We start from the raw sequence: 13,667 nt of genomic DNA on the forward strand, positions 1-13,667 counted from the left end.
GTGACGGATGCGCCGGGTCGCGACCGCACGCACGCCTTGAGCGGGATCGAGAACCGACATAGGGCCGAGAGGCTTCCTCCGGCAATGCGATCGCCGCCCCGACGCGGAGAACCGATGATGCGCCTCGCCCGCCTGCTCCGCGCCGCAGCCCTCCCGATAGCCCTGGCGACGGCCGGCCCGGCATCCTCGGAACCATCGTCGGAACCATCGCCCTGGGCCGACTGCCTGGGCAGGATTGCCGCCGACGCCCAGGCCCGCGGGGTGCCGCCGGCCTGGGCGGACGGGCCGCTCGCCGGCTTGGCGGCCAATCCGGACGTGCTGGCGGCGACCCGCGGCCAAGCCGAGTTCGTTAAGCCGATCTGGGCCTACCTCGACGCCACGATCACCGAGGCGACCATCGCAAAAGGGCAGCGCAAGCTCGAGGAATGGGCCGCGGTCCTCGAGGCGATCGAGCGACGCACCGGCGTCGACCGCTTCACCCTCGTAGCCTTCTGGGGCGTCGAGTCGGGCTACGGCAAAGTCCTCGACGACGCCGCGATCGTCCGTCCGGTAGTACAATCGCTCGCGACGCTGGCCTGCGGCGATCCAGGCCGACCGGGCTACTGGCGCGACGAGCTCATCGAGGCGCTTCGGATCCTCGCGCAAGGGGATGTGCCGCCCGCGCGCCTGACCGGCTCCTGGGCCGGCGCCATGGGGCATACCCAGTTCATGCCGAGCGTCTACCGCGCCCACGCCGTGGATTTCGACGGCGACGGCCGGCGCGACCTTTGGTCGGTGCCCGACGCGCTCGCTTCGACGGCGAACTACCTCGTCGCCATGGGCTGGCGCGGCAACGAGCCCTGGGGCACCGAAGCCGTGCTGGGAGAAAGCTTCGACTACGCGCTGGCGGACGAGACCACCTCGCGCAGCCTCGACGCTTGGCACGCGCTCGGCGCGACGCCCGTCCCCGATCGCAAAGCGGACGGCGTCGCGCAGGCCACCCTCGTCGTCCCCGCGGGCGCGGGCGGCCCGGCCTTCCTGCTGCGGCCGAACTTCTTGGTGATCCTGCGCTACAACACCTCGCTGTCCTACGCGCTCACCGTCGCGCACCTGTCGGACCGCCTTCGCGGGCAGGCCGCTTTCGCCCGCGACTGGCCCCGTGGCGACCGCGTCCTGACCGAAGCCGAGCGCCGCGACCTTCAGATCCGCCTGGACGCGCACGGCCACACGGCCGGCGCCGTGGACGGCCGGATCGGTCCGAAGACGCGGGCCGCGATCCGCGCCTACCAGGCCTCGACCGGCCTCCGTCCGGACGGCTATGCCGACGTCGCCCTGCTGGAGCGGCTGCGGACGTCGCCCTGACGTCCGGCACCGGCGGGCGTGGACGACGGTCCGTATTCGCGCCGGCCCGCGATCGGATCACCGGGGCATCCCCCTCGCTGGAGCAGGCTCTAGGCGCGCAGGCGACGGGCCGCGCCCGGCGCCGCGGCGGATGTCGGCTCCCTGGACCCGGCGCTCGCGTGATCGGGCGACGTCCGGACGTCGCCCGCCTCCTGGACCATCGCCGCGGCAAGAAGGCGTGCGCGCTCGGCCCAGCGGTCCCGTTCCGCCCGCAGGGCCTCCATCTGGTCCTGGTGCAAGGCCAGCGCGACCTCAAGCGCGTCGATCTCCGTCCGAAGCTCGCTCGTCCGTTGCCGCTCGCGCGCCAGGGCGGTCTTGAGCACGGACAAGGCAGCGTCCGCCGCGCCGCCGGCCGAGCCCGTCGCGTCGCCTCCCGGGCGGGCGCGCGGGCCGACGACCGCGATCGGGCCGGCCAGGACCGCGTCGGGCGCCGGCGGGATCCGGGGGGCCGCATCCTCTCGCCGAAGCTGCGCGATCTCCGTTCGCAGCTGCTCGACATCGAGGCCCGTTGCGGGGAGATCCTCGGACGGCGAAGCGATCGGCGCGGGTGCCGGCACCCGCTCCTCCTCCAGCACGAGCCCGTGCAGCATCGCGAACACGGCGTCGCCGTCCAGGCGCGAGAGGTCGAAGCCGCTCTCGGCCGCCAGCTGGCTGAATTGCGCCTGTCCCCCGGCGGACTGGCCGACGAAGGCCATCGACCAGTTCGCGAAGCCGCGCTTCTCGGCCGGCCCGCATTGGAGGACCGTCACGTCGCCGTGCCGATCGTCGCACTGGATCCGCTCGAACGTCTCCTCGACCTCGCGGCGCGGTCCCTCCAGAACCTGGGCGAACGCCCCCGCATTGAACATCAGCGCGCCGGTCACGTCCGATTCGGCGTTGTTCCGTTGCGATGCCGCGTGGATCTGCGTGATCGATGCCGTCATCTCGGCCTCCGATCCCTTCAGCAGGTTCTTGCTCGCGTAGACCAGGCGATAGAGTTCGCTCATCAGAGACTATCCGGGACTGGGGTGGATCACGCGTGCGGCGGGTAGCTCGCGAGGAAGGTCATGAGGTCGTCGGCCGGTATCGGCCTGCTGATGAGATAGCCCTGCACGTCGGTGCAGCCCTCTTCGCGGATGCGCTGCATCTGCTCCGGCGTCTCGACGCCTTCGGCGACCGTCGTCATGCCCAGGCTCTTGCCGAGGCCCGCGATGGCCCTGATGATCGCGTCGCCGTCCGGCTTGCTCGACAGGTCCTTCACGAAGGAGCGGTCGATCTTGATCTTGTCGAAGGGGAACGAGCGCAGGTAGCTCAAGGAGGAGTAGCCCGTGCCGAAATCGTCCATCGACACGCGGACGCCGAGCTCGCGCAGCCGATGCAGCGTCCGCAGCGTCTTCTCGTTCTCCTGAAGCAGCACGCCCTCGGTGATCTCGACCTCCAGGCGCCGGGCGGGCAAGCCCGAGCCGGCAAGCGCCGACATGATCGTCTCGACCAGGCGGTCGCTCTTGAACTGGGCCGGGGACACGTTCACGGCCACCGCCATGTGCGCCGGCCAGTGCATCGCGTCGCGGCAGGCCTGCCGGATGACCCAGTCGCCGATCGGCACGATCAGGCCGATCTCCTCGGCCAGCGGGATGAAGTCCAGTGGTGAGACCGCCCCGCGCTCGGGATGCTTCCAGCGGATCAGGGCCTCGCAGCCGATCAGCCGATCGCCCTCGAGCTGCATCTGCGGCTGGTAGTGCAGCTGGAACTCGCGGCGGGCGAGCGCCTGACGCATGTCGAGCTCCAGCCGGCGGCGCGCCTGCATGCGCGCGTCCATCTCGGGCTCGAAGAAGCGGTACGTGCCGCGTCCGTCGACCTTGGCCCGGTAGAGGGCCAGGTCGGCGTTCTTCAGGAGCGTCTCGGAGGCGTCCCCGTCGTTGGGCGCCAACGCGACGCCGACGCTGGCCCCGATCGTCAGGAGGTGCCCGTCGATCATGTAGGTTCGGCCGATCAGGTCGACGAGGCGCCGAGCCAGGGCCTGCGTGTCGCTGGCCTCGCGGATGCCGGCCTGCACGATGATGAACTCGTCGCCGCCGATCCGGGCGACGGTGTCGGTGGGCCGCACGGCCGAGCGCAGTCGATCGGCGACCTTCTTCAGGAGCGCGTCGCCGATCGGGTGGCCGAGCGTGTCGTTGACGGGCTTGAAGCGATCGAGGTCGACGAGGAGAAGCGCGCACTTCTCGCCGTTGCGATGGAGGCGCACGAGGGCCTCGGAGAGTCGTTCCTGCAGGAGCAGCCGGTTCGGCAAGCCGGTGAGCGGATCCTGGCGTGCCGCCTCGTCGGCGCGCGCCTCGCTGGCCTTGCGCGCGCTGACGTCCTCGATCGTCGCGATCCAACCCTGTTCCTCTGCAGGATTCAGCTCGACCTGCAGCGTGAGCCCCTGATCCCTGACCTCGAACGAAACGGCCGTGCGACGATCGCGTCCCTGGCGCAAGGATCGGAAGACCTCGCGCCTCGGTTTCGCAGTCCCGGCGCACAGGGCGCGAAGCAACGGCCTGGCACCCGGTTCGCGCGAAGGCGGCAGGAAGTTGGTCAGGAGGCGCTCGGCCGGCGCATTCGAGACGATCACGCGCCCCGCATCGTCGATCATCAGCAGCCCGTGCCGGATCACGTCGAGATAGCGCGCCCAGGCGTGGGAGGGGGTGCCCGCGTTCGGCCGCAGGCTCCGCGGCGTCTCGCGCCGGACAGCGCCAAGGTAGTGCCGTTCAGCGCTCATGGCACATCGGACCCGATCTCAGGCCGCCCAGCGAGCGTGCCGAATGGAACCACTTATTTATAGAGGTAGAATTCTTAATTAGAGGCTACACTGGGCGTTGAATTCGCGCTCTCAAGTTGCAATCAGCCGCCATTCGAACCTGTCGCCACCGCGCAGGTCGACGGCCTTGGCTGCCATGGTATCGGCAGCAACGGACTGGCGGCAAAGCCGACGCCCTCCGGCAGCGGTTCAGTGGGAGCCGGTAGGTCGAACTTGGATCGACCGTCGAACGCAGGCATCCGGTACCTAAGGCGACGCCGGATACCGGGGTCGACACGCACGGACTTGATGTTCCCGGCGGCGTGCAAGGTGGTCGCACGCCGGCATCCGTAGCTGCCAAACTCGCAAATTCTGCGCGATCCACCGCGGTGACGGGGGAAACGGACCGCTGCCGGAACGGCAGAAAACGGATGTCTGCTTCCGGGGTAAAGCGTCGATCCCGTCCGACGTTTGGCCTTGAACCAGACGTTCGATTCGAGCTCGAAGCGTCAACGGCCGCCTCTGCGTCCCGGCAGCGCCGGCAAGGGCCGTCTCGGGCCAGGTGGCTCGCGGAGCCGCCTGGATATCCATCCTGGCGGTCTCGACTGTCCCCTGCCGGCGGAAGACTGCCGAAGACCTCAGCCGGAGGACCAAACCATCTCGACCATCAGCCCCCCCTCGGCGGCCTCGCCGAATGCCATCCGGGCCCCGGCTGCCTCGGCTACGTCGCGGGCGATCGCCAACCCGAAACCGGTGCCCGGTCGGCTTTCGTCCCAGCGCACCCCACGGCCCAGCCCGGCCAGGGCCGTGGGGTCCATCCCCGGCCCATCGTCGCTGACCGACAAGCGGCCTCCCGCCCCGTCCCGCGTCCCGGTGACGCGCACACGCCGGTGTGCCCACTTGCGCGCGTTGTCGAGCAGGTTGCCCAGAACCTCCATCAGCTCGCCCTCGTCGCCCGGGTAAGACAGATCGGCAGGGACAGATACGTCCCAGACCAGTGAGTCGCCCTCGGGAAGCCGCCGCATCGTGGCGACGAGCCTGTCCACGACCGCCGCCACGCCACAGGATCTGCGACGCAGGTCCCGAGCACCCGCGAGGCGCGCTCGAGCCAGCGTGCGATCGACCTGACCGCCCATCGCCTGTGTCTGTTCCGCGATCTGCTGCGCCACAAGCGGTTCCGTTGCGGAGAGCCTGCGCATCAGGGCGTCGATGACGGCCAACGGCGTCTTCAGTCCGTGTGCCATGTCCGCCGCGCCGGCCTCCGCTCGCTTGAGCGCCCGTTCCTGTGCGTCGAGCAACGAATTGAGGTCGGCCACGAGCGGACGAACCTCGTCCGGGAAGACGTCCGGGAGGCGTTCGCGCGTTCCGGCATGCACCGCGGCGAGGCTCGCGCGCAACGTTCGAAATGGCGTCAGCGCGCGATGGACGAAGACCGCCATCGCCAGGGTCAGCACCACGAACAGCGCGGCGAGCGACGGCATAAGAAGGCGTAGGAACGTCGACCGGCTCGCGGCCAGTCCACGCCGATCCTCGGCGACGGTGACCCGCAACCGTGTCGCCGTTCCGCCGGCCCCATCGATCTCGACCGGTCGCGATAGGGCCAGGAGCCGCCCCCCATCCGGTCCCGTCGCATCGGCGACCATCGGCGCATCACCCGTGTCCAGGCCCGACGATTCGAGCCTCTTGTCCCAAAGCGAGCGCGATCGCAGGGACCGCCGGTCCGGCGTCTCGACCTGCCAGTACAGGCCGCCATAGGGTGTGGCGAACCGCGGATCCGGCGGCTCGCGCGACAGGGTCGGGGCACCGTCCGAAGCCAGTCCGACGCGCCCGGCGATGAGCTTGGCCGAGCGGTCGAGCTCGTCGGCCGTTCGGGCGTCCAGCACGCGGTCGAAGATGATCGTCAGGCCGAAGCCGGCCAGCAGCAGAGCGAGGCTGATCAAGGCGGCGCCGGTGATCCCGAGGCGCAGGCGCAGGGAGTCCGCCCTCAACGGCCAGGCGCCTTCGGTTGGTCGGCGGGGACGAGGTACCCCTGGCCGCGTCGGGTCTCGATCATTCCCGGCCCGAGCTTGCGTCGCACCCGCGTCAACAGCGCCTCGAGTGCGTTGGCCTCGCGGTCGCTTCCGACGCCGTGGAGGTGGTCGAGAAGTTCGCCGGCCGGAACCACCTGTCCCTGCTGGTGCATAAGGAAAGCGAGCAGGCGGTACTCCAACGCGGTCAGGTCGATCTCGCGACCGGCGACGCTGACGGCCCGGGTGCGCGTATCGAGCTCGACGGCGCCGGCGCGCAGCACCGGCGAGGCGTGGCCGGCGGTGCGCCGCAGGATTGCGCGCAGCCGCGCTGCGAGCTCTTCCATTCGAAATGGCTTGGCGAGGTAGTCGTCGGCGCCGGCGTCGATGCCCTCCACGCGCTCCCGCCAGCCATCGCGCGCGGTGAGGATCAGCACGGGGACCATCGTGCCGGCCGCGCGCAGGCGGCGGAGCACGCCGAGGCCATCGAGGCGCGGCAGGCCCAAGTCCAGCACCATCGCGTCGTAGGTCTCGGTCTCGGCGCGGAACCACGCGGCCTCGCCATCCGCGACGACGTCCACAACGTAGCCGGCACGCTCCAGGCCAGCGCTCACGTCCGCGGCGATGCGGGGCTCGTCCTCGACGACTAGCACCCGCATCGGACGCGTTTCCATGTCAGGTCAGTCATCGTCGTCCCTGTCGATGATCTGCAGCGACTGCGCATCGACCTTCACGTCGCGTCGTTTGCTGTCCGCGCCGAGGATACGCAGCTTGTACAGCCAGTGCCCGTCGTGGTGCTTCAGGTCGAGGGCCACGACGTCGCCGGGCACGGCAGCACGGGCGGCGCGCAGGACCTCGTCGAGCGGACGAATCTCGCCGCGTTCGAGGGCGCGACGGGCCCGGTCGGCGTCGTCGTCCGCGCGCGCAGGGACCATCCGGACGAGACCTGAGCAAAGGGCGGCGACGAGAAGGATGCGGAGGATCGGCATGGACACTGGCACCATAGGTGGGTCAACCTGACGGGAGGCTGACGGGCTCCGTCAGGCCGGCGGGTTCAGGATCCGCCAGAACGCTCCGCAGATCCCTCGTTCGCGGAGCCGCACGGCCATGTCCATCATCATCGGCATCCTTCTGACCGTCGTGGCGGCGATTGCCGGCACGATCCTGTGCCCGCCGCCGGCCACAAGACATCACCCCCCGGCCCGGGTCCCGAACAACCGCGTCTTGACGCTGGCCCTGGCCACTTGTCTCGCCATCGCGGGGAAACCGGCGTTGGCTGGGGAACCGGCGACGGGGCATGCCTCGCTGATCAATGGGACCACCCTCACGATCGACGGCGGATCCATCACGCTGTTCGGCATCGTGATGCCCGCACCGGATGCGACGTGTTGGGACGCCCACGAGGTTCCCTACGCGTGCGGCCGTCAAGTCCGCGAGAAGATGATCGCACGCATCGGGACGGCGGAGCCGATTTGCGAGCGGCACGATCGCCCAGACAGCGGTTCCGCCGAGGCGACGTGCCGAATCGGTGACGAGGACCTCGGCGATTGGATGATCGCCAACGGTTACGCGATGCCCGCCCGCGACGCGCCGGCATCCTACAGGCGGGCGAGCGACCGGGCCTGGGGGCGTCGTGCCGGCTTGTGGGCCGGAGTGTTCGACGATCCGACGGACTGACGGCAGGGCGGGCGATAGGGCGTATCCGATAGGCGAACGGCGCCGCTCTAGGTGCGTGCAGTTGCCATGACGTGCCCGCCGGCGACCGGCGAAATCGTCGTGCGGTCAGGCTGCACGGCAGCCTGACCCATTCGCGATGGCGGGTCGCGGTGCACCACGCGGAGCCGGGAAACGTCCGCCGCGGGGGCGATCGTCAGTTCGCCGAGGCGGTCCGCGGAGCGGCCTCCTCTCCGGCGACGCGGACGACGTCCCCGCTCGCCAGGAACTCCTGAGGATTGTCGATCAGCCGTTCGGCGGTGGTCACGCCCGCGCGCACCTCGACCTCGTTGCCGAGGTTCCGCCCGAGCGTCACGGGCTTCAGCGCGATCCGGTAGTCGTCGCCCACCTGCGCCACCTGCGTGCCGTTGCGGTCGAACACCAGCGCGGTGGCGGGCACGCGCAACGTCCCCGGGTCCGAGGGCACGTGGAATCGCACCTCCACGAACGCCCCCGGCCAGAGCTTGCCTTCCGGGTTGTCGGCCTGGAGCTCCACGAGACCCTTTCGGGAATCCTCCGCGATGGCGTTCGCGGTCGAGGTCACCTCCGCGTCGAACGCCGCCTCCTGCCCCGGCACGCGCAGGGAGGCCTTCAACCCCGGCTTCATCACGGCGAGGAAGGCCTGCGGCACGTTCACGTAGGCGCGCACCCGGTGGAGATCCGAGACCCGGTAGAGCGGCCGTCCCGAGGTTCCCCCCGCCGTGAGCAGGTCGCCGATGTCGACGTTGCGCGCGGTCACGACCCCGTCGAAGGGTGCCCGGACCTCCTTGAACCGCGTCAGTTCCTCCAGGCGCCCGACATTGGCCTGCTGGGCGACGATGTTCGCCTTGGCCACCGACAGGGCCGCCGTGCGCGAGGCCGCGGTGAAGCGGTCGGTGTCGCCGCGCTCCTCGCTCGACCAGCCCTGCGTGACCAGGCGGGCGGTGCGCTTGTTGGTGGCCGCGCTGAGATCGGCGTTCGCCTGAGCCTGGTCGACCGCCGCCTGGAGCTGAACAAGGGTGGCGCGCGCCTCGGCGAGTTGCTGGTCGAGGTCGGGCGCCGAGATCTCGGCCAGGACCTCGTCCTTGCGCACGCGGGCGCCGATATCCCGATGCCACGCCGTGACGTAGCCGCTGGCGCGGGCATACAGCGTCCCGGTGTAGAAGGCGCTCAGCGACCCGGGCAAGGTCAGGTCCTCGTCCATGGGCCCGCGCCGGGCGTGCACCACCCGAACGGTGGGCACGGCCTGCCGTTCGGTCCAGCTCTCGACCTCTTGCATCCCCTTCGCACGGTCGTTGATGCCGACCCAGGCCAGCGCCGCGGCGCCGATGGCCACGCCCGCCAGCAGCGCGCCGACCCGGCGCCCCGACGGCGTGCGGGGCGACGCGACTGCGGGCTCGGCGCTCGCGTGCGCGGCGTCGTCGGATTTGGCGTGTTGGGTCGGGTGCATGCGGGATCTGCGCTCAGGCCGATGGGGACGAGAGGAGCTGGGGGGAAGCGTCTTCGCGCCGGGCCGCGGCGCGGCGCGGCCGCCCATGCACGATGCCGAAGACCACCGGCACGAAGAACAGGGTCGCGAGCGTGGCGAACAGCAATCCGCCGATCACGGCGCGGCCGAGCGGGGCGTTCTGGCCCGGCTCGATCGCCATCGGCGCCATGCCGATCATCATCGCCAGCGCGGTCATCATCACAGGCCGCAGCCGCGTCGCCCCGGCCGCCAGCGCGGCCTCCATCGCCGTGCGTCCCGCGTCGAGCTGCTCGCGGGCGAAGCTGATGACCAGGATCGAGTTGGCGGTCGCCACGCCCATGCACATGATCGCCCCCGTCAGCGCCGGCACCGAAACGTGGGTGTGCGTGGCGAACAGCATCCACACGATGCCGGCGAGCGCCGCCGGCAGCGCCGTCACGATGACGAACGGGTCGACCCAGGACTGGAAGTTGACGACGATGAGCAGGTAGATGAGCACGATCGCGAAGGCGAGGCCCACGAGCAGCTGCTGGTAGGCCTGCGCCATGGTCACCGCCTGCCCGCGCACCGTGACGGTCGCCCCCTTCGGCAGGTCGGCCCGCGTCGCGTCGATCGCCCCCTGGATGTCCGCGGTGACGCCGCCGAGATTGCGGTCCTGCGTCGTGGCCAGGATGTTGACGGTGGGGGCGATGTTGTAGTCGGTCGCCACCGCGCTGAGCGGCTCGGGGCGGATCGTCGCCAAGCCCCCCAGGAGCTGCTCCGAGCGGGCGGCGGTGATCGGCAGGTTGTTGAGCGCGCCCAGCGTGTCGATCGAATACTGCGGCGTCTGGACGGAGACCGGGTAGGACACGCCGTTGCGCGGGTCGAGCCAGTAGGTCGGAGCGGTCTGCGTGCTGCCCGACAGCGTCGCCTGGAGGCTCGCGGCCGCGTCGCCCTCGGTCAGGCCGACGACCCCGGCGAGCGCGCGATCGAAATCGACCCGCAGCGCCGGGTTGCGCGCCTGCTCCTGGATGCGGGCGTCCGCGACCCCGGCTACGCGGCGGACCCGGGCCAGGAGCATGTTGGCGTAGGCGCGGCCCCCCGCGATGTCGCGGCTGGCCACCTGGACATCCAGCGCGGCGGGGGAGCCGAAGTTCAGGATCTGGCTGACGATGTCGGCGGGCAGGAAGGCGAAGGTCACGCCGGGAAAATCCTGCGGCAGGCGCTCACGCAGCTGCCGAGTCAGCGCCGCGGTCGATGGGCCGCCCTCGCTGCCGCCACTGGTCTCGTCGAGGGTCACCAGCATGTCGGCGTCGAAGGTGCCGATGGTGCCGCTGTTGCCATAGGAAATGTTGATGCCGCTGATCGGAAGGCCGATGTTGTTGACGACGCTGGCCACCCGTTCCGGCGGAATCAGCGCGCGCAGCCGTCCCTCGACCCGCCCGGTCAGTGCCGTCATCTCCTCGATGCGCGTGCCCGTCGGGGCCCGCAGGTGGATGCGGAGCGCCCCTGCATCCACGTCCGGGAAGAAGTCCCGCCCGAGATAGGGGACGAGGCCGAACGACAGGCCGACCACCGTGAGGAAGCCGACAGCGAACGACTTCCGGCGCGACAGCGCCAAGCCGAGCAGCCCGAGATAGGCCTGCCGCAGGGCCTCGAAGCGGCGCTCGAAGCCTCGCTGAAACCGGGCGAAGGGGCCGGGCTTGTTCGCCGGATCCTGCCCGTGGGCGTGCTCGGTCAGCAGGTAGCGCGCCAGCGTCGGCACCAGGGTATAGGTGAGCGCGTAGGACGCGATCATCGCAAATACCACCGCCATCGCCAGCGGCCGGAACAGGAAGCCCGCCACGCCGCCCAACGCCAGCAGCGGCACGAAGGCGATGCAGATGCAGAACAGGGCGACGGTGGCCGGCGGCATGATCTCCTGCGCCCCGCGGGTGATCGCGGTGACGATGTCCTCGCCGAACTCTTCCATGTGCCGGTTGATGTTCTCGATGGTCACGGTCGCGTCGTCGACGAGGATGCCGACGGCCAGCGCGAGCCCGCCGAGCGTCATCACGTTGATGGTCTGCCCGAGCGCCGAGAGCGCGATCAGCGAGCACAGCACGGCGAGCGGGATCGACACGGTGATGATCAGCGTCGAGCGCCAGCTGCCCAGGAAGACCAGGATCATCAGGCCGGTCAGCGCGGCGGCGATGACCCCCTCGCGCACCACCGCCACCACGGACTCGCGCACGAAGCCCGACTGGTCGGCCACGTACTTGAGGTCGACGCCCGTCGGCAGGCCCGCCTGGATGGCGGGCAGGCGCGCCTTGACGTCGGCGATGATGTCCAAGGTCGAGGCGTTGCCGATCTTGAGGATCGACATCAGCACGCCCTTCTTGCCGTCGAGCTGGACGACGTTGGTCTGGGGCGGCGAGCCGTTGCGCACGTGTGCGACGTCGCGCATGAAGACCACGGCGCCGTCCACGACCTTGACCGGCAGGTCGTTGAACGCCTCGATGCTCTTGGGTGAATCGTTGAGGTCGACGATCCACTCGAAGCTCCCGATCTTCTGGGTGCCCACCGGATTGATCAGGTTCTGCCGGGCCAAGGCCGCGCCGACGTCGGCCGCCGACAGGCCGTGGGCGTGCAGCGCCGACTGGTCGAGATCGATCTGCACCTGGCGCGCGGCGCCGCCGTAGGCGTAGGGCAGCTGCGCCCCGGGGATCGTGGTGAGCTGAGGCCGGATGAAGTTCTGCGCGAGGTCGTTGAGCGCCGTCTGCGAGAGGCTGTCGCTGGACAGGGCGAGCTGGATGATCGGCACGCTCGACGCGTTGTAGGCGAGCATCAGGGGCGGCGTGACGCCCGGCGGCAGCTGCTTGAGCTGCGTCTGCGAGATGGAGGTGACCTGCGCCTGGGCTGCGGTGATGTCGACGCCGGGCTGGAAGTAGATCTTCACGATCCCGTAGCCCGGGACCGATTGCGACTCGATGTGCTCGATGTCGTTGACCGTGGTGGTCAGCGAGCGCTCGAACACCGATACGATGCGTCCCGCCATGTCGTCGGGCTGCAACCCGGTGTACTGCCAGACGACGCTGATCACCGGGATGCCGATCCGGGGGAAGATGTCGGTCGGGGTGCGCACGATCGCCATGACCCCGAAGATCAGGATCAGGATCGACATCACGACGAAGGTGTAGGGCCGCAGCAGGGCCAGTCGAACGATCGCCGCCATACCTTGAATTCGCCTCGATCAATCCGTTGGGCGGGGCTCGACGGCCGCGTACAGAAGCATATCGCATCATGCATTCATCGGGCCAGTGCGGCAATTTGATGACGTCACGCGCGCGAGGCCACCAGAAACAAGGAGATACAATCCTCTATCGATGGTCAGTGCAGTCAACTCTGCTGTCGTTGACGGCACTGAATACGATTCGTAGCGTACTTTTATGGCACGCCGAGCGATGACTGCGACCTGACGATTTAAGCTGCCGCTGCGGCAACCTGAGCTTTCTCTTGAATGAGGGCGCGGTGGGACTGACCCACACCCGCTTTGAATTCACAGCGGATCTCGGACGACACGGGTGCCGGACCGGCGGCTCATCGTTCGATGCGGTAGACGCCGCGGTCTGGAGCGAGACCGGGCGGACGTTTATTGGTCGATGAGACCGCACCACGGTTTTCGGACGGTGAACGCCATTTCCGCCATCGGAGTTGCTGCCCAACCGGCAGCCGGCCCGGATTGTCGCCCGACATCCCACCCTGTGATGTCCAAAACCAGGCCATCCTCCTGGCGTTGCCCCCCGTCCCGGCCGCCGGATCCGGATGGTCCGGCAGCCGATCGCTTCCAACCCGGCAGCGCTCGCGTCAACGGGGGCTTGGTCCGGGCTGACGTTACGCCATCGGTCTCCCCCGGCCTGGGGCACGGCAACGGCATGCGCTGACCAGCGGCCATCGACGAAGGCTTCTGCGGAAACGTCTTCCTGAACCTCGTCATGGATCACGAGCGCCGCACGCACATCGTCCAGCCTCAGGTAGCCGCCACGCCACCATCTCCAGCCCGACGGACCATGCTCGAAAAGTTGTCAAACGTCTTCTCGGTCGGTGTCTAATCGAGATTTCAACCCTCCAGGATCTGCTCCGGGGTCGACGCTTCGACGTTCCCCGGTTTCGACGGAGGCGCGCCCTCGGTTCGGGGGCGTCGCTTGTCGGTCGCTCAGGGGTCGGCGTCGTAGTCCCACGATGCCGGTCGCCGATGACGCTGATCACCTTGAGTTCGGCTTCGACGAACGCCAGATGGAGACGACGATCCCCTAGCGATCCGAACGCGATGTTCAGTCCGGCATCGAGCACGGTCATCATCGCATCGAAATCGAAGTGCGTGGCGGTGCAGTCGCCGCGCGCGTTG

At 69.5% G+C, this 13,667-nt stretch carries 9 protein-coding genes; 2 read left to right on the top strand and 7 right to left on the bottom strand.

Features of this window, described 5'->3' with window-relative positions; genetic code table 11:
- Nucleotides 1-114: 114 nt before the first annotated feature.
- Entirely contained in the window at nucleotides 115-1,341 is a 1,227-nt protein-coding gene (locus MKK55_RS00615) for a lytic murein transglycosylase (protein ID WP_243932770.1), read from the top strand.
- 89 nt (nucleotides 1,342-1,430) lie between these two features.
- Here the strand turns inward: MKK55_RS00615 and MKK55_RS00620 are convergent, their stop codons facing one another.
- The 5 genes from MKK55_RS00620 to MKK55_RS00640 form a co-directional block, all read right to left on the bottom strand.
- Entirely contained in the window at nucleotides 1,431-2,366 is a 936-nt protein-coding gene (locus MKK55_RS00620; RefSeq protein ID WP_243932771.1) for a BLUF domain-containing protein, read from the bottom strand.
- A gap of 26 nt (nucleotides 2,367-2,392) precedes the next feature.
- Nucleotides 2,393-4,117, bottom strand: a complete 1,725-nt coding sequence (locus MKK55_RS00625) for a putative bifunctional diguanylate cyclase/phosphodiesterase (protein WP_243932772.1) — start codon at nucleotides 4,115-4,117, stop codon at nucleotides 2,393-2,395.
- Nucleotides 4,118-4,773: 656 nt separating this feature from the next.
- Nucleotides 4,774-6,123 (bottom strand): sensor histidine kinase, encoded by a 1,350-nt coding sequence (locus MKK55_RS00630; RefSeq protein WP_243932773.1) that lies wholly within the window; start codon nucleotides 6,121-6,123, stop codon nucleotides 4,774-4,776.
- On the bottom strand, nucleotides 6,120-6,800 hold the full coding sequence (locus MKK55_RS00635; protein ID WP_243932778.1) for a response regulator transcription factor: 681 nt from the start codon (nucleotides 6,798-6,800) through the stop codon (nucleotides 6,120-6,122). The genes MKK55_RS00630 and MKK55_RS00635 overlap by 4 nt, the downstream gene beginning before the upstream one ends.
- Nucleotides 6,801-6,821: 21 nt before the next feature.
- Nucleotides 6,822-7,130: a PepSY domain-containing protein gene (locus MKK55_RS00640; protein WP_187274690.1), complete on the bottom strand. Its 309-nt coding sequence runs from the start codon at nucleotides 7,128-7,130 to the stop codon at nucleotides 6,822-6,824.
- Between the two features lie 118 nt (nucleotides 7,131-7,248).
- Here MKK55_RS00640 and MKK55_RS00645 point away from each other — a divergent pair, with 118 nt between their 5' ends.
- Complete coding sequence (locus MKK55_RS00645) at nucleotides 7,249-7,818, top strand: thermonuclease family protein (protein ID WP_243932774.1); 570 nt, start codon at nucleotides 7,249-7,251, stop codon at nucleotides 7,816-7,818.
- A 193-nt stretch (nucleotides 7,819-8,011) separates the two neighbouring features.
- On the opposite strand, the gene MKK55_RS00650 is transcribed toward MKK55_RS00645, so the two are convergent.
- Together MKK55_RS00650 and MKK55_RS00655 are read right to left on the bottom strand one after the other, a co-directional pair.
- Nucleotides 8,012-9,283, bottom strand: a complete 1,272-nt coding sequence (locus MKK55_RS00650; RefSeq protein WP_243932775.1) for an efflux RND transporter periplasmic adaptor subunit — start codon at nucleotides 9,281-9,283, stop codon at nucleotides 8,012-8,014.
- A 13-nt stretch (nucleotides 9,284-9,296) separates the two neighbouring features.
- Nucleotides 9,297-12,494 (bottom strand): efflux RND transporter permease subunit, encoded by a 3,198-nt coding sequence (locus tag MKK55_RS00655; RefSeq protein ID WP_243932776.1) that lies wholly within the window; start codon nucleotides 12,492-12,494, stop codon nucleotides 9,297-9,299.
- Nucleotides 12,495-13,667: the final 1,173 nt, after the last annotated feature.

Origin of the sequence: Methylobacterium sp. J-059 (genome assembly GCF_022829485.1) — a bacterium.
Lineage (GTDB): Bacteria > Pseudomonadota > Alphaproteobacteria > Rhizobiales > Beijerinckiaceae > Methylobacterium.